This window comes from Hyphomonas sp. TMED31, from assembly GCF_002172815.1.
In the GTDB taxonomy this organism is placed as follows: domain Bacteria; phylum Pseudomonadota; class Alphaproteobacteria; order Caulobacterales; family Hyphomonadaceae; genus Hyphomonas; species Hyphomonas atlantica.
Genome location: NZ_NHCK01000002.1, coordinates 1 through 17,078 on the forward strand (window position 1 = coordinate 1; position 17,078 = coordinate 17,078).

A 17,078-nucleotide genomic window follows, 5' to 3' on the forward strand; every position below is an offset into this window, starting at 1 on the left:
GGAAGCGCAGTTGGGCTTCCGGGTTTCGCTTGAAACCTAGCAAATTGAGCGGTATTTCCCGCTCATCGTGCCGCCTTAGCTCAGTCGGTTAGAGCGCTAGATTGTGGATCTAGAGGTCCCCCGTTCGAACCGGGGAGGCGGTACCATTTTCCTCCATCCATTGCAAAGCGCGTTGTTATCCCGAGGAAAATTCTCTCAAATGATTGTGACATCCGCGCAATAATATGTTGCAAATGAGCAGCGGTGAATAAAAATGGCGTGATTGAAATGCACGTCGTCCTTAATAGGGCTCGCCGTACAGGCTAAATATGTTTATTCAGGAACCATTCGGGTTTTGACCCGTATGAACCTGCGGCCGAGGACAATCCCGTCATTCGGCACACAAAAGGGGATTGAGTATGAAGAAAACTCTTATGTGCGCGACAGCCGCGGCCGCATTTGCGTCTGCTGGCTTTGTTGCCCACGCTGAGGACGGGTGGTACGCCCGCGCCGACGCGACTTACGGTTTCGATGGTAAGCTTGACCACGATCCTGCTGAACAGGACGTGATCGGCACCATGGGTGGCGAATCCGATCCAGATGACATGATCGGTTTCGACCTGGGTCTGGGTTATGGCTTTGACAACGGCTTCCGCCTCGAAGGCGTGGGCGGTTACGGCGATGCCGAGCTCAGCGTTCCGGCTGCATCTTACAATGGTGCGCCAGCTGGTGCTTTCCCAGCTGCTGCAGGCAACCTGCAGACCATGGAACTGATGTTCAATGGTATTTACGATTTCAACCGTGAGGGTGCGCTCCAGCCATACGTTGGTTTGGGTGTTGGTGTCCTTCGCGCAAACGCCAAGGCGAACAACCTCGTTTTCACAAATGGTACGGATGTTTCCGCTGCGAACGGCTTTGGTGATAGCGACACTGGCTTTGCTTACCAGGGCCTGTTGGGTCTCGGTTATAAAGTTTCCGAAAAGCTGACGCTTGACCTTGGCTACCGCTACAAAGTTGCCGAAGACCTCGAATTCGGTGGCTACAACGGTGGCACGAACTATGACGCTGACTACACAGCTCATCTGGCGACAGTCGGTCTGCGGCTGAACTTCGGTGCGACGCCTCCGCCTCCACCACCTCCGCCGCCGCCTCCGCCGCCGCCTCCGCCGCCACCGCCTCCTCCGCCACCACCACCTCCGCCGCCGCCTCCAACGACGACGACGGATGCTCCTGAAGTTGTGTGCTCGAGCCTCAACCAGGAATTCGTGGTGTACTTCGAGTGGGATCGCGCGGACCTCACCAGCCAGGCTGCTGCTGTGATTGATCAGGCTGTTGCCAACATCAACGGCGAAGCAGGTTGTGCTCCGAACACGGTATCTATTGCCGGTCACACCGATACTTCTGGTGCGAGTGCCTATAACCAGCGTCTGTCTCAGCGTCGTGCAAACGTCGTTGCCAGCGCTCTTGCGTCCCGTGGCATTGATTCCTCAATCATCACCGAGGAAGCAAAAGGTGAAACGGATCTGGCCAAAGCGACACGCGACGGTGTTCGTGAGCCTCTGAACCGCCGTTCGGAAGTTGTGATCACTGTTCAGTAATTGCTGACCATATGCTTGAAGACGGCCCGGCGATATCTGCCGGGCCGTTTTTGTTTGCGAGCGTGTTCAGAGCTCTTGCCCACTCTAGTTTCCTGTGAAACCAAGGGAACTATGGATACAATGAACACTCTTAGCCGAGACGATGAGGCGGCGCGTGAGCGTCTCGCCAGCGTCAGTCAGGACATGATCGATCGCACTTGCGAGTGGTCGGATATCAATACAGGCAGCTGGAACACTGAAGGACTGAAGCAGTTTGCCCCGGTTCTTGCAGATGCATTTTCTGAGCTGCAAGCTGACGTCGAATTAATCCAGACGAATGGCTTCGAGGCTGTTACAGATTCCGGCAAAACCGAGATTCAACAGACGGGGCCGGTGATTCTGGTCACTGGACGACCTCGGGCAGCGGTTCAGATTATCCTCTCGGGTCATTATGACACCGTCTTCCCGAAGGGAACTTTTGAGGGTGTGACGGATATCGGCGACGGACGCCTCAACGGTCCTGGGCTTGCTGACATGAAGGGTGGCCTTTGTGTCATGCTCGAGGCGCTGAAGACTTTTGAAGCCGGACCACTTCGGGATCGTCTAGGTTATCAGATTGTCCTTACGCCAGACGAAGAGATAGGGAACTTTGCCAGCGCAGAATATCTGACTCGTGCAGCTCAGTCCGGCGCGATGATCGGAATGACATACGAGCCGGCCATGGAGACAGGTGCAATGTCAGGTGGCCGGAAAGGCTCCGCTGTATTCGACATCGTGCTGCACGGGAAAGCTGCTCATGCCGGGCGAGCCAAGGATGAGGGGCGGAGCGCGATCGAAGCTGCCGCAGAGCTTGTTCTAGGCCTTGAGGCGTTAAACGGTAAGCGGGATGGCGTCACCGTAAATGTTGGCTCGATAGACGGCGGGTCAGCAGTAAACATAGTACCCGATCTGGCAATTGTGAGGTTTGGCGCGCGCGCACCCGACGCTGAAAGCGCTGCTTGGGCCACGGAAGAGATCCGCAAGCTTTACGACCGGGCGGCTTCTCGCGACGGCATCCACGGCCATATGCATGGCGGGTTTTACCGTCCACCCAAGCCACGAAACGCTGCACAGCAGGCATTGTTTGATGCGGTGCACGCAACCGGGCAAGCAATTGGTTTGGATCTGGAATTCGTAGACACGGGCGGCGTATGTGAAGGAAACAATATCTTCGCCGCAGGTGTTCCGAATGTCGACACACTCGGNGTACGCGGTGGACGGATTCATTCCAATGAAGAATTCGTCATTACAGAAAGCTTTTCGGANCGNGCCACCCTGTCAGCGTTGCTCCTAAATAGATTGGCGGATGGCCGAATGGACGCCCGCCATATCAAGTCTTTGATGGGGCAATAGAATATGTCCGGCCCTTACATCATGCGACCGTCTCGACTGGATGATTTTCCNGCGTTGATGGAGCTCGCTGAATTATCTGGCGCCGGATTCACNAGCTTGCCGGTTGATGAAGAAATATTGAGAGAGCGCCTGGAGAAATCGGACAAGGCGTTTCGCGGTCAANTTGAACGGATCGAGTATGGCAAATACCTGCTTATGATGGAGGACACGTCGACGGGGGAAGTCGTTGGCTGTTCTGCGGTCAAAGCGGGTACGGGGATAGATCACCCATTNTTCAATTATCGNATTATTACATTATCNCAGGCGAGCCACGCTGCTGGCAACATGCGNTTCGACATGGACGCGTTGGTTCTTACCAACGAGTACGTTGGGTACACAGAAGTTGGAACGCTTTTTCTTAAAGCCAACCATCGCGGAGGGGGAGCGGGACGACTTGCCGCCCAATCACGCTATCTTCTTATGGCGACTGATCCGGACCGGTTTGGCGAAAAGGTTTTGGCTGAACTTCGCGGAGTGATTGATCAGAAGGGTGTGTCACCATTTTGGGAGTGCCTTGGTCGCCACTTTTTCCGGATGGACTTTGACGANGCNGACAAGCTGTCGGCAACAACCGACAATCAGTTTATCTGCGACTTGATGCCGAAATATCCGATCTACGTTGATCTTCTGCCACCTGAGGCTCGAGAAGTGATCGGACGATGCCATTCTGATGGTGTAGGTGCGTACAAGCTCCTGCAATGGGAAGGGTTCGAGTTCGATAGAACGGTCGANATTTTTGATGGCGGACCACTTGTCGCCGTGCAGAGACGCCACCTTCGCACCATCCGCGAGAGCAAACGCGTAAAACTCCAACTCGTTGATGACGCGTCAAACACCGAGTTTTCGCAAGGACTGATTTCAACCGACGTATTGTCAGATTTCCGGGTGAGCCAGGCGCAAATTCTGTTGAGAGATCAAGATACTGCGATGACAAGCCAGGACGTGTTTGATCGCCTGCAATTGAAGCCAGGAGCTACCGTCCGCGTATGGGTAAGGAGCTAATGATGAGAGATTCTGTTCTTGTTGACGGACAATGGCGCACCGGCAATGGTTTGCCCTTTCAAAACTATTGCCCAGCGACGGGGGATGTCGTTTGGGACAGTGCGTCTGCTGACAAACAAGACGTNGAGGATGCCGTCGAAAGTGCTCAGAGAGCTTTTGCCGGCTGGTCTCGAGTGCCGCAGAATGAGCGCACCAGTATACTGCAGGCNTNNGCCAGCGAACTCGAGACGCGCNCTGACCAGATAGCAGAAGCAATCAGCCGNGATATGGGCAAGGCGCTTTGGGAATCGCGCGCCGAGGCTGCNACAATGGTCGGCAAAGTTGCGGTATCCATAAAGGCTCAGAACGAACGGGCTGGNACCAAAGATCTGGATGCAGCTTTCGGNTCNATGCATCTAACACATAGACCTCACGGAGTGATGGCGGTCTACGGTCCATTTAATTTTCCGGGTCATCTTCCGAATGGTCACATTGTTCCTGCGCTGCTGGCAGGAAATGTGTGTGTGTTCAAACCTTCCGAACTGGCTCCCGGCGTAGCCTCTATTATGGCAGATGCCTTCGACGCAGCAGGCTTGCCGCCCGGAGTGATGAACATTGTTCATGGGGGCAGAGATACGGGTGCGGCTCTTCTTCAGTCCAACATAAACGGAGTGTTATTTACCGGTTCTGCCAATACCGGCGTGTTCTTCCACAAGCATTTTGCTGGGCGCCCGGAAGTGATACTTGCGCTGGAAATGGGGGGGAATAATCCCTTGATCATCTGGGAGCCAGCAGATGTGGAGGCGGCTGCTGATATAGCCGCGCAGTCTGCTTTTCTCACGACAGGACAGCGCTGTTCATGCGCGCGCAGGGTAATCTTGCCGGAGGGCAGCTTTGGGGATGCTGTCATNGAGGCTATTGTCGCAAGAGCCAANGCGCTGAGAATTGGTGCGTGGAATGAAGAAAATATCTTCATGGGGCCGCTTGTTTCGGAGCAAGCGGCAAGCAACGCGATCGAGTTTCAAACCATGATTTCAAAACTAGGCGGTAAAAGTTTGCGCCGTCTCAAACGAATGGACCGCGGAGGTGGCTTTGTCACCGCAGGGGTCATGGACGTGACAAATGCATCCGATATACCGGATGAAGAGTTGTTTGGCCCACTGATGCAAATCATCCGCGTTCCTGACTTCAACACCGCCATTCAGAGNGCCAATGCGACNCGCTATGGATTGTCGGGGGGATTGGTGAGTGACGATGACGCGCTTTGGGACAAGGCGCGCAGTGAAATGCGCGCAGGCATATTGAATCGAAATCGTCCCACCGCTGGCGCCAGCGGCGCCATGCCATTCGGCGGGCCCGGCTTGTCTGGAAACTTTCGGCCTGGAGCATACTATGCTGCCGATTACAGCGCATGGCCGCAGGCCAGCCAAGTAGCTCCAAAGGCAGAGCGAATGACAGCTCAGGGTTTTCCAAAGTAGAANTCAAACTTGGAGTGATGATTGTGGCGCATGAGGTGAACTTTGACGGCCTGATTGGTCCCTCCCATAACTATGGGGGGCTGTCNGATGGGAATTTGGCCAGCGCCGCCAATGCNGGGGATATTGCGAACCCAAGGGAAGCAGCACTGCAGGGACTTGAGAAGATGAGAATGCTGGTCAACAGCGGGCTCATTCAAGGCGTCTTGCCTCCGTTACCAAGACCAAATTTCGACTTGCTTGTTTCCGCGGGGTTTTCAGGTTCTGATTCGAACATCATCGAGCGTGCGGCGAAGACTGCTCCACGCCTTCTGAAGGCAGCTTACTCGGCCTCCAGTATGTGGACCGCGAATGCTGCCACAGTCTCACCATCGCCTGATACGACTGACGGTCGACTTCACTTCACCACTGCAAATTTGTCGACNATGTTACATCGTTCACAGGAGCATCCCGACACGACAGCGACCCTCATTTCCATATTTTCTGATGATGCATATTTTTCCGTGCACGGCGCATTGCCCATGCATGCAGACTTTTCAGATGAAGGCGCAGCAAATCATGTTCGGCTTTGTGCAGATCATGGCGGNGCTGGTGTTGAGCTGTTTGTCTATGGAAGAGAGGCCGGAGAGAGCACTGTGGGCTACCCCGCAAGGCAGACGAGGCTCGCGAGCGAAAGTGTCGCCCGNGCACATACCCTTGATNTCGATCGAACGGTNTTCGCGCGTCAGTCGCGTGCAGCAATTGATGCAGGCGCTTTTCATAATGATGTCGTCTGTGTTGGNGCGCTAGACACACTGTTCTTTCATGAACTCGCTTTTGAAGACACCNACCGAACACTCGAGCAAGTGCGCAAAGCGTCNAATGGACTGTTNGANCTCAAACCAGTCATGGTTCCTTCAGCAGACGTTCCCATAGAGGACGCCATACGCGCCTATCTGTTTAACTCTCAGCTTCTGCAGCTGCCCGGGGAGGATNGGCTTGTTCTGATCGCGCCGACGGAGACCGAGGAAANTGATTCTACTCGCCGGTACTGNGAATCCCTTATCCAAGGAAATGGCCCCATCGGAAAGGTGATGTTCGCGGACGTCAGGCAATCCATGCGTAATGGGGGAGGGCCAGCGTGCCTGAGGCTGCGCGTCGTTATGACGGAAGACGAAATTGATGCGTGTCATCAAGGGGTTCTTCTCGACAACGACACCATTGATGCATTGCAAGCAGTTGTGCGGAAAACCTATCGAGACAGTTTAGCGCCAGGCGATTTGGCGGATCCAAAGTTTGCCGACGAATGCCGTGTGGCAAGAGAGGCATTGCTCGAAGTGTTGGACTTGGAGGCTTTGGCCTGATGATCCGTCTATATGACTACTGGCGTTCCTCGGCCTCTTATCGTGTCCGAATTGCGCTTCACTTGAAAGGTATNGATTTTGAATCGGTGCAAGTNGATATTGCGCCGGGTTCTGATGAACAAATGGGTGAGGTGTACCGCACCAAGAATCCTCAGATGCGCGTTCCGTCGATAGAAATAGACGGTCGCGTTTTCGGGCAATCAATGGCTATAATTGAATGGATCGANGAAACCTTCTCTGGCCCGTCTTTATTGCCGTCAGATGCGACTGNCAGGCTTGAGGCCAGAGCATTCGCCGATACCATCGCATGCGATATACATCCGTTGAANAACCTNTCCGTATTGAAAGAGCTCCGTACTCGATTTGGTGCAGATGGGGATGCGATTAAGGCCTGGTATCATGAATGGATTGAAAGAGGCTTTGATGCGTTGGAAAAGTATGCCGCGCAGGAGACTTCCGGCGCCTTTTTGTTCGGGGATNGTCCCACTATAGCGGAAATCGCTCTCGTGCCACAAATTTACAATGCGCGAAGGTATGACATGGATTTGACGGCTTACCCCGCACTGCTGGCAGTCGAAAAGCAGTGTCTGGAATTGGAAGCTTTTCAGAAGGCCAGGCCAAGCAAACCTTCGGCCTAGTTTTCGTCCGCAGCGCTATTCTCCTCAGTTTCGCCCGGGCGCCGGATATCTACGATTTCGACTTCCTCAAAGTCTCCAAGAGGTTCGGCCATCTTTCCTACATTGGCCTCCAGCCATTCAGGAAAGCTGGCAACGATCTCACCACCCGGCACACCTTCGCTTGTGAGAACCCATANTCCTTTTTCCCGGTGCGCTGGCACAACGATCTGGCAGCTTGTCACGTCGTTTAGCCGCTCATTGCAGTAGGGGGTTGGGTCGGAGTTCCCTGCTTCTGAAGCTGATGTACTCAGCGATGGAATTCCATCCTTTGTGTCGGAAATCGACAAAAAGCCTCCAAATCTTCCTCGCAGAGAACTGTCCTGCTCAAGACGGGCGAGAATGGCGTCTGGCACAGGTCGATCATGCGCAATGATTAGGGCTCTTCCGCGATTGTCTCGGCGCAAATAGGTTTCGAAAGCGCGCGTCACGTCGTCGTGAACTGCGGCGTCCCGATAAAGGGGAGCATAAACTTCGCCGATCTTTTCAAAAGACGATTTCAAAGATTGTGCTTGGCGCCGACCTCGCTGCTCCTTCTTTTGAAGCGCCACTTGCGTTGTACCACTCAACGCGGAGTCTTCACTGATCAGGAAAACATCCACGCCCCAGCCGCCTGACCACACAGCCTCTGGCTCCTGAACGGGTAGGGCAGACCAACTTGAATCCTCGGTATATTTCATCGGATCGAGTTCAAGTTGAGGGCGAGGCGAAATGAATGTGTTCCATACCCACGGCCCCGCACCAATCGCGAGCACTGCCGCAAGAGCGATCAATACAGTGAGACGTTTCATCTATGGTTCCTGGCAGGATTTGGAGCGGCATCGCCGCAAGTCAGTCGGACGGCAAACCAGAATAGTTTGGTTGGTCTATAGACAACTGCGCAATTGTGGTCGTTTTGAGGTGCTCGAGCAATCCGGGTGTATCGAGTCCCAATTCGCCTTGCCTCAACAGCTCGCACAACTTCAAATTCAATTCTGATATCGTCATGTTTTGGTCGGCGTTCAAAAGCGATGACAGTCTTTCGCGCTCATCGTTTTCTGCCAGCGGCCGAATTTCAAGTTCCCGCAATACGGTTGCCAGAACATTTGAAGCAACTCGCGCATGAAAACCTGCGTGGCCTTTGAGGTTGGGCATGGCTGTGTCGTCGATAAAGGCCTTCACGGCAGCGATCATTTCCTTCTGGGATGGCGCGTCATGCATAAGTTCAGGCTCTCGTTTCCAGCAAATTCAGGAGGTCGATTTCAGTTTCCGATACTCGCCGTCCAATAGCGGCGCGTTCCACGCTTGGATCGGAACCTGACCGGAATGCTTCGTACATGATCATGCACATGATGCCCCATTTGAAGCTGCCCAGAATTTCCCACCAATCGATCTGATCTGCTGCGAAATTCTGCCCCCCCGATGCCTCATAGGCATCTAGCAACTCGTTCAGATGACCAAAACCTCCCACGCGATTCTGCGACTGCCCAAACCTCCAGGAATTCACACATAGCCAAGCAATATCCTCTCTAGGGTCGCCGAGATGTGCGAGTTCCCAATCGAGTACTGCAGCCAAGCCATGTTCGTTCACGATAAGATTGCCAAGTCTGAAATCACCATGAACCAGAACTGGATCAACAGGTTGAGGTTGGTTCTTCTTTAGCCAAGCCATTGTCAGCTCGAAAACTGGACGAGGGATGTCAAAGCCGCGATAGATGGTTTCGTACTTGGCCAACTGATCCAGACCCCCACTTTTCGGAAGTGTTGGTAGCTGCTCGATTGGAATTGCATGAATACCAGAGAGTGCTTTCCCGCATTGGGCGGTTAAACACTGCCGAGCATTCTCATAGACGTCGTCTCGTAGAATTTTTCTGGCGATGGTTTGGCCAGCAATTCTATTCATCAGAAATGCTTCTCCGATCTCGCTGCTCGGATCGAATACCTTAAGCACTTTAGGGGTGGGCACCGTATGTTCAGCACATCCCAGAAGCTTTGCTTCAGTGCCGAGATCTATCGCTTCGGAATTGCGCGCGACGCTCACTCCGCCCGGAACGCGCCTGAGAATCAGTTCGTCCACAATGCCGGAATGCTCGACGTCGAGGCTCCACGTCTCTTGACTGGCACCTCCTGACAGGCGAACCAGCCGCTCAACAGTCGCGCCACTGCCGTAAAATTGCCCGGCCCAGTCCTGTAGGCCCTTTAGAATGTCATCTTGTCTACCCATCTTGTCACAATCGCGCGGAACCCCCATCACGCCAAGGCGTAACGCCAAGTCACCTTGTGGTGTCACACCAGGATTAATTTGATGTCGAAATCGAAGAAGAAAGACTACGGTCTGCTCCCGCAAGACAAGCCGCCGCGGCTAAGCTTTTTCGGCTGGCTGCGTGGACGCTTCTTCGCCGGCATGTTCATCGCCTTGCCGGTCGTTGTTACATTCCTGATCCTTCAATTCCTGATCAGCGAAATCGACAAGCGCGTGGTTCCGCTTTTACCAGCGGCCTTGAAGCCGGAAACCTATCTCAATTACGCGGTTCCAGGCTTTGGCCTGATCGTGCTGATCGTGTTCCTGACAGTACTGGGCGGAATTGCTACCAATCTGATCGGACGGTCGGTGATCGGGCTGGCCGATCGAATTTTGAGCCGAGTTCCGTTTGTCAGGTCGGTTTATTCTGCTTTCAAGCAATTGGTTGAAGTGTTCGCTAGCAACAACACCGAGCAATTCAGCGAATGCGTCCTAATCGAGTATCCCAAAAAAGGAACTTGGTGCCTCGGATTCGTGTCCAGCCCGGCAAAGGGAGAATTGAAAAGCGTCCTTGGACCAGCTTTTATTGGCGTCTTCGTTCCGACGACTCCGAATCCGACTTCAGGTTTCCTGATGTATGTGGAGGCATCTGAGGTCGTGCGCCTCGATATGACAGTGGAGGAGGGGGCCAAGATGATCTTGTCCGCAGGATTGGTTGTGCCAGAGCATTTGCCTGTGAAGGATGTCGATACAGCAGCCTCGAGCGAGAGCGATTCTGCTAATCAGAAGTTGGAGCCTGAAGCCTAGGAGTGAGCAGCTCCCGAACCAGTCTGAGTGCCCCGCCTCGTGGCCCCGCGAGTTCAGGATCTTTTGATACAATGGATTCAGCGTCCTTCTTTGCAATCTCCAACAAAGTCGAATGGCGGGCCAAATCCAGAATGCGATAGTCGGTTGCTCCAGCTTGTTTCAGGCCCAGCATATCACCCGGCCCGCGAAGCCTGAAATCAGCTTCCGCTACCTCGAACCCGTCTTCCGTGCGACGAAGTGTGTCCAGGCGCTCATGCGCCGTTTCTCCCAATGGTGGTCGGTATAGGAGAATGCAGAATGATGGGCGATCTCCACGCCCTACGCGTCCTCTAAGTTGGTGAAGCTGAGCCAGTCCAAACCCCTCAGCGCGCTCGATAACCATGATAGTCGCTTCCGGCACATCAACGCCAACTTCAATCACGGTGGTGGCAACCAGAAGCTTGGTGTGTCCCAAGCGAAAATCTTCAAGAGCAGCGTCTTTCTCTGCGGGCTTCATGCGCCCGTGCACCAAGCCGACTGGAACGTTCAATTGGTCGCATAACGCGGCATGACGGCCAACCGCGGTGGAATCATCGTCATCGATATCAACTTTAGGGCAAACCCAGAATGCACGCTCACCACGCCTGATAGCGCGCCCGATTGCGCCCACCACTTCGTCAAGACGTGTGTCTGGCACGGCGCGCGTTTCCACTGGCACGCGCCCTGCTGGTTTTTCGTCGAGAATGGAAACGTCCAGATCGCCATGTACAGCTTGGGCGAGGGTTCTCGGGATCGGCGTCGCGCTCATGACGAGCATGTGTGGGCTTAGCGCCTTGCCGGCGAGTTTCATCCGGTCTGCGACGCCAAATCTGTGCTGTTCATCTACAATGACGAGACCGAGATTACGGAAACTGACCGACTGCTGGAACAAGGATTGGGTGCCGGACACAACATCAATGCTTCCATCTGCGAGTCCCATGAGTATGCCTTCGCGCGTCTTTGCCTTGTCGCGGCCCGTTAGCGCCGCTATCGAATATCCAAGCGGCGACAATAGATGATCCATCGTCTCGAACTGTTGGCGAGCGAGCACTTCGGTAGGTGACATGAAGGCGGTTTGAAATCCAGCACTCGCAGCCTGCACGGCCGCCATAGCACTGACAAGCGTTTTGCCCGCGCCCACATCGCCTTGTAACATTCGCCTCATGGGGGACGTGGAGGCCATGTCTTTGGATATCTGGTTGAACGCTCGGAATTGGGCGCCTGTTGGCTTGTACGGCAATGCCTGAAGCAACTTGGCGTGGGTCTCGCTGTTCACCGGAACCGACGGCGATGCGCGTTTCGCTCTGCTCGCGCGGGCAAGCGCAAATGCCGACTCACGAGCCAATGCCTCGTCATAAGCGAGTCGTTGCCGACACAGTTCAAACAACTCCAGATCGTATTCGAGAGGCGCGTGAAGACGGGTGAGCGCTGTCTTGAAGTCCGGCCAGCTCCTCGCCTTTACGAGTTCAGTGTCGGCCCATTCAGGTAAATCATCTGCAATATAGTCCAAGGCCTGAACCGCGAATCCATGGACCCGCTTGTTCGTCAGGCCAGCTGTGAGTCCATAGATGGGTTCGACAGGAGGTGGCATCTGCCCCTTGGCAGGATCCACTATGTGATCAGGGTGCGTCATCTGGCGTTCGCCCTGAAACTCTTCCACCATGCCTGAGACGACCCGCTCTTTTCCGATTGGAAACTGCCCTTGCAACCAGCGCCCGTCAGCCCGGAAGAATGCCAGGGTAAGAAAGCCGGTGCCATCAAACAGCACGATCTTGTGAGGGGATCGCTCAGAATAGGGGGCGTTGTAGGCATGAACCTCACCGCGCAAAGTCGCCACCTCGCCGATTACAGCATCATCAATGCTGTCTTTCACCCGGCGGTCCACCCAGCGTTCGGGGAGATGCAGCAACAGATCCCAAACAGTGTCTCCGCCGACGAGTCGCTCGAGCACGGGCTTCAGCTTCGGGCCCACGCCATTGAGGCTATCGAGGCCTTCAAACAAGGAAAAGAGTCGTTCGTCACGCATCGTCGCCAGATTAGGCGGGCGCAGACGGGTGCACAATCGTCGCTGTTTATTCTGACTGCGTGTTCTATATGAGGATCAACGCACAAGGAGACCGGCATGGACACTCGTCGCCGAAAACTCAAATTCAGGGCTTGGCGGCGCGGATTCCGCGAAATGGACCTGCTCATGGGCTCATTTGCTGATGCTCACATCGGTGAACTTGACGAGGCCGGCCTGGACGAGTTTGAGAAGCTGCTCGGAGTTCCTGACTGGGAAGTCTATGCGTGGCTGATCGGACAGACACCTGTGCCTGAATCCCAGCGGGGGCCCGTGCTGGACCAACTGATCGCATTCCGGTACGTCGCGCAGGGCGGTTAACTCCGCGAACACCAATATCCAGCCGAATACAAGCGTGCCAATGACCCCTGTAGAGCTATTGAAATCCCTCAGCGGTCCCGCCGCGCTGTCGGGAGCGCCATTCGGCGCGGATTTGATTTCCTTTTGTGCCGCCTTGGAAGCCCGTGGCGGCGTGGGTGTATACATAGCGCGAGACGACAAGACCGCTGCCACAGCTCGCCGCATTGCACAATTCGCTTCGCCAAGGCTCGAACAGGTCGACTTGCCAAGCTGGGATACGCTTCCATACGACCGTGTCAGCCCAACGGCAGGGGTCGCGGCACGTCGATGCGCTGCACTGGCCCGCCTCTCTAGATACGAGCCAAGTCAAGGGGCGATTCTGATCGTCACCACAGCCTCATCGCTTGTTCAGCGAGTGCCACCGGTCAGCGTGCTGCGTAGATCGTCATTCGCGGTTAGGCTTGGCGAATCTGTGAACCAGAAAGACCTGACAGATTACCTTGCCGTGAATGGCTACCTCCGTTCGAGCACAGTGCGGGAGCAAGGTGAGTTCGCTATCCGGGGTGGTATCATCGACATTTTCCCGCCGACATCCCCTGAGCCTTACAGATTGGACTTCTTTGGCGATACCCTGGAGACGCTGCGCACTTTCGATACCGAGACGCAACGATCTACCGGTGATGCGAAAAGCGTTGCGTTTGCACCTGTCAGTGAAATCCTCTTTGATGATGACGTGCTCGCACGGTTTCGCGAGAAGTATCTCGTCGTATTTGGTCCGCCATCGGGTGATCCAGCTTACGAAGCGGCCCGGGCGTCGATCCGTCGGCAAGGCGTCGAAGGTTGGTTGCCTCTGTTCCACGACCACATGGAGACGCTCTTTGACTACATTGGAGAAGATCCTCTCATAGGTATGGGTCACCTTGCTGGAGAAGCCGCAGCAGAACGTTTATCGCAGGCAGAAGACTATCATGCGGCGCGGCTCGAAGCCGGTGAAGGCGACGTTCGGAAAGCAAAAGTTCTTCCGCCTGAAGAACTTTATCTGACACCGAGAGAATTGGAGGCAGGCTTAGCCTCACGCGCGACCGCACGTTTTTATCCGTCTGAGCCAAGCGCCGAAGCCTTCGATTTGCAAGCCCGTCCCGGGCGGGACTTTGCGCCTGAGCGGCTTCATGCAGATATCAATATCTTTGAAGCCGCTATTGCGCATGCCAAGCGGCTCCAGTCCTCAAACAGACCCGTCGTATTTGCTGCCTGGTCCACTGGGTCAGCAGACCGATTGATCAACGTGATGGCGGATCATGGTTTGACTGACCTAGCGTTGGTTCATTCCTTGGAGGCGGCTCGAAAGACCGATTTTACGGTTGTTGAGATTCCCCTCGAAGCTGGCTTTGAGACACCGGATGTTGCCGTTATTTCTGAGGCAGACATTCTGGGTGACAGGCTTGCTGCGCCTCGGCGGAAACGGAAGACCGCGAATTTCATCTCGGATGCTGCTGCACTCAATCCCGGTGATCTGATTGTTCATATCGATCATGGTGTTGGCCGTTATGTAGGGCTGAAGACACTCGACCTGACCGGCGCCCCGCATGACTGCCTGCATCTTGAGTATGCAGGCGGCGACACGATTTTCCTGCCCGTGGAAAATATCGACCTGATCAGTCGTTACGGGTCGGAGGATGCAGAGAACCAGCTGGATCGGCTCGGCGGAGCTGGCTGGCAGACACGCAAAGCCAAAGCCAAGAAGCGCATTCTTGAGATGGCCACAGAGCTTATGAACATCGCGGCGGCGCGTGAGCTGAAACGTGCCGAAGCTGTGAACGCCGGGCAGGGACTGTATGAAGAATTCGCTGCGCGTTTCCCGTATGAGGAAACCGACGATCAGCTGAACGCGATCGAAGATGTTATAGGTGATCTGGCGTCAGGCCGCCCTATGGACCGGTTGGTGTGTGGAGATGTTGGTTTTGGGAAGACCGAGGTAGCTCTACGCGGAGCGTTTGTCGCAGCGATGAGCGGCAAGCAGGTAGCTGTTATCGCGCCCACAACACTTCTCGCAAGACAGCACTACAAAACATTTGCCGAGCGCTTTGCAGGATGGCCACTCAAGGTTCGACAACTGTCTCGCCTGGTTGGCGCGAAAGAGGCTGCGGAAACCCGAGACGGTTTAGCTGATGGCAGCGTCGATGTCGTTGTAGGAACACACGCGCTCCTTACCAAGAGCATTGAGTTCAAGCGGCTTGGCTTGTTGATCGTTGACGAAGAGCAGCGCTTTGGCGTTAAGCACAAAGAACGCCTGAAAGAACTGAAGGCTGACGTACACGTCCTGACCTTGTCAGCGACCCCAATTCCGCGAACCTTGCAAATGGCATTGACGGGGATTCGAGATCTTTCAATCATTGCGACGCCACCAGTAGATCGCTTGTCTGTGCGCACTTACATAACAGAAGAAGATACTGTTACGTTGCGCGAAGCCTTGCTTCGGGAAAAGTATCGCGGTGGCCAGGCATTCTTTGTGGCTCCGCGAATTCAGGATCTTGATAAACTCGAGCGGTTCTTGCGCGATAATGTTCCAGAGGTTTCATTCATCGTTGCACACGGACAAATGGCCGCCGGAGAGCTGGAAGACATCATGACAGCCTTCTACGAAGGCAAGTATGATGTTCTGTTATCGACGACCATCGTGGAGAGTGGGTTGGACATTCCGCGNGCNAATACGCTGATCATCCACCGNGCAGACATGTTTGGTCTGGCCCAGCTGTATCAGTTNCGCGGCCGTGTCGGGCGCTCAAAACTTCGTGCCTATGCATATTTCACCACACCGCGCGACAAGGTTATTACCGAAACGGCAGATCGTCGTCTGAAAATCCTCCAATCACTGGACTCCCTAGGAGCCGGGTTCCAACTCGCGAGTCATGATCTCGACATGCGAGGCTCCGGTAATTTGCTTGGCGATCAACAGTCGGGCCACGTGAAGGAAGTTGGGGTAGAGCTTTATCAATCGATGCTTGAAGACGCGGTGAATGCGCTGAAGTCTGGAGCAAAGGACGATGAGGAATTCGCCGATGACTGGTCGCCGCAGATCAATACTGGCGCTGCCGTCCTGATTCCGGAAACATATGTCGAAGACCTGAATATCCGGCTTTCCCTTTATAGACGGCTGTCAGAGATCGCGACTGCGTCTGAGAGAGAATCTTTCGCCGCTGAGCTTATTGATCGGTTCGGCCCAATGCCGGAAGAGACCAAGCAGTTGTTGGAAGTGACTGCAATCAAGGTGCAATGTAAATCCTTGGGCATCTCCAAACTCGATGCGGGCCAGAAGGGCGCGGTGTTTGCTTTCCGTGAAGATACCATTCTTGATCCGGCCCGATTGCTTGATGTTGTGCGCAGTCGCCCGTCACAGATTCGCATCAGACCGGATTCCAAACTGGTTCATTCTGGTCTCGGCGGCACACCGGAAGAACGGCTCGCCGGCATTCGCAAGTTTCTCAAGGAGCTTGAAGCCGCTGCTGGCCTTGTACCTGCTTAGCCCACACGGTTCTGTTGAAAGACACCCGATGTAACTTCAGACAGAAGTGCGGGGGCATCATGATAAGCGCGTGCCTCCGCAATCCTCCATCCCAATTGCTGCGCTAGTTTTGGCGACGAACTTGCGAGCGACTGCATAATACGNTCACTGATGAGTACAGCGCCTTTATAGCCGGTTGCCGGCAAGCTTATCACGAAGGCATCCGAACCAAGAAGGCTAGGAAGATCGGATTCTCTCAACGCGCTCAACAAAAGTTGAGCCACTTGCTTGCGCTCATCACTCGTAAGTCCTGCGCCGTTTGGATCAGCAAGTGCAAGCAGACTCAACGTGGTTCCATACTCCTTCGAAAAGGCAATTTGTTTGGAGAGGTGCGTGCGCAGGAATTGTTCCGAGAATAGCTTTGTGTCGCCGTCCAGAAACTCCGGAACATTCGCTGCGTTTTCAGCAGTTGCTCCACATCCCGCATCCCGTCGTCCATACAATTCCACATGCTTGGCCAGCTCCCTGGCGTCTACAGTGTGGTCNAATACGTGGGAGAGACAGCTAATCAAGTCGTGGAAAGTGGGAGATGGAAACAATCCTTCGCCCACGAGACCAAGCAGCGGAACGTCCGAGAAAGTTGAGGCNANTTTTGAAAGCCAGCCCGCTATCTGGTCGAGATGTTGTGACTCTTGCGTCACATCGATC

At 54.6% G+C, this 17,078-nt stretch carries 12 protein-coding genes and 1 tRNA gene; 10 read left to right on the top strand and 3 right to left on the bottom strand.

From position 1 onward, the window contains the following. Positions 1–69 precede the first annotated feature (69 nt). The 7 genes from CBB91_RS00055 (at position 70) to maiA (ending at position 7,424) form a co-directional block, all read left to right on the top strand. Positions 70–146 (top strand) — tRNA-His (locus tag CBB91_RS00055). Between the two features lie 252 nt (positions 147–398). Beyond that, positions 399–1,577, top strand: a complete 1,179-nt coding sequence (locus tag CBB91_RS00060; protein ID WP_035555173.1) for an OmpA family protein — start codon at positions 399–401, stop codon at positions 1,575–1,577. A 111-nt stretch (positions 1,578–1,688) separates the two neighbouring features. Continuing rightward, positions 1,689–2,948 carry a hydrolase gene (locus CBB91_RS00065; protein WP_273010879.1) on the top strand — a complete coding sequence of 420 codons (1,260 nt, stop codon included), beginning with the start codon at positions 1,689–1,691 and terminating at the stop codon, positions 2,946–2,948. Positions 2,949–2,969: 21 nt separating this feature from the next. Then, positions 2,970–3,989: an arginine N-succinyltransferase gene (locus CBB91_RS00070; protein ID WP_273011046.1), complete on the top strand. Its 1,020-nt coding sequence runs from the start codon at positions 2,970–2,972 to the stop codon at positions 3,987–3,989. A 2-nt stretch (positions 3,990–3,991) separates the two neighbouring features. Beyond that, positions 3,992–5,446 carry a succinylglutamate-semialdehyde dehydrogenase gene (gene astD / locus CBB91_RS00075; protein WP_273010881.1) on the top strand — a complete coding sequence of 485 codons (1,455 nt, stop codon included), beginning with the start codon at positions 3,992–3,994 and terminating at the stop codon, positions 5,444–5,446. A 17-nt stretch (positions 5,447–5,463) separates the two neighbouring features. Beyond that, positions 5,464–6,786: an N-succinylarginine dihydrolase gene (locus CBB91_RS00080; protein ID WP_273010882.1), complete on the top strand. Its 1,323-nt coding sequence runs from the start codon at positions 5,464–5,466 to the stop codon at positions 6,784–6,786. Continuing rightward, entirely contained in the window at positions 6,786–7,424 is a 639-nt protein-coding gene (gene maiA / locus CBB91_RS00085) for a maleylacetoacetate isomerase (RefSeq protein WP_273010883.1), read from the top strand. Before CBB91_RS00080 ends, maiA begins: the two co-directional genes overlap by 1 nt. A gap of 867 nt (positions 7,425–8,291) precedes the next feature. On the opposite strand, the gene CBB91_RS00090 is transcribed toward maiA, so the two are convergent. Both CBB91_RS00090 and CBB91_RS00095 read right to left on the bottom strand, forming a co-directional pair. Then, positions 8,292–8,621, bottom strand: a complete 330-nt coding sequence (locus CBB91_RS00090; RefSeq protein WP_345906677.1) for a DUF6285 domain-containing protein — start codon at positions 8,619–8,621, stop codon at positions 8,292–8,294. 43 nt (positions 8,622–8,664) lie between these two features. Next, entirely contained in the window at positions 8,665–9,786 is a 1,122-nt protein-coding gene (locus CBB91_RS00095; RefSeq protein ID WP_345906678.1) for a phosphotransferase family protein, read from the bottom strand. Between the two features lie 57 nt (positions 9,787–9,843). Here CBB91_RS00095 and CBB91_RS00100 point away from each other — a divergent pair, with 57 nt between their 5' ends. Further along, the gene (locus CBB91_RS00100; RefSeq protein ID WP_273010891.1) at positions 9,844–10,488 is read left to right on the top strand and encodes a DUF502 domain-containing protein; all 645 of its coding nucleotides are present in this window, start codon (positions 9,844–9,846) and stop codon (positions 10,486–10,488) included. On the opposite strand, the gene recG is transcribed toward CBB91_RS00100, so the two are convergent. Further along, a complete protein-coding gene (gene recG, locus CBB91_RS00105; RefSeq protein ID WP_273010893.1) occupies positions 10,460–12,532 on the bottom strand; it encodes an ATP-dependent DNA helicase RecG in 2,073 nt (690 codons plus the stop codon). The genes CBB91_RS00100 and recG overlap by 29 nt on opposite strands. A 96-nt stretch (positions 12,533–12,628) precedes the next feature. Between recG and CBB91_RS00110 the strand changes: the two genes are divergently transcribed. Together CBB91_RS00110 and mfd are read left to right on the top strand one after the other, a co-directional pair. Continuing rightward, positions 12,629–12,889, top strand: a complete 261-nt coding sequence (locus CBB91_RS00110; protein ID WP_051602900.1) for a succinate dehydrogenase assembly factor 2 — start codon at positions 12,629–12,631, stop codon at positions 12,887–12,889. Positions 12,890–12,929: 40 nt separating this feature from the next. After that, on the top strand, positions 12,930–16,391 hold the full coding sequence (gene mfd, locus CBB91_RS00115; protein ID WP_288145187.1) for a transcription-repair coupling factor: 3,462 nt from the start codon (positions 12,930–12,932) through the stop codon (positions 16,389–16,391). The last annotated feature ends 687 nt before the right edge of the window (positions 16,392–17,078 follow it).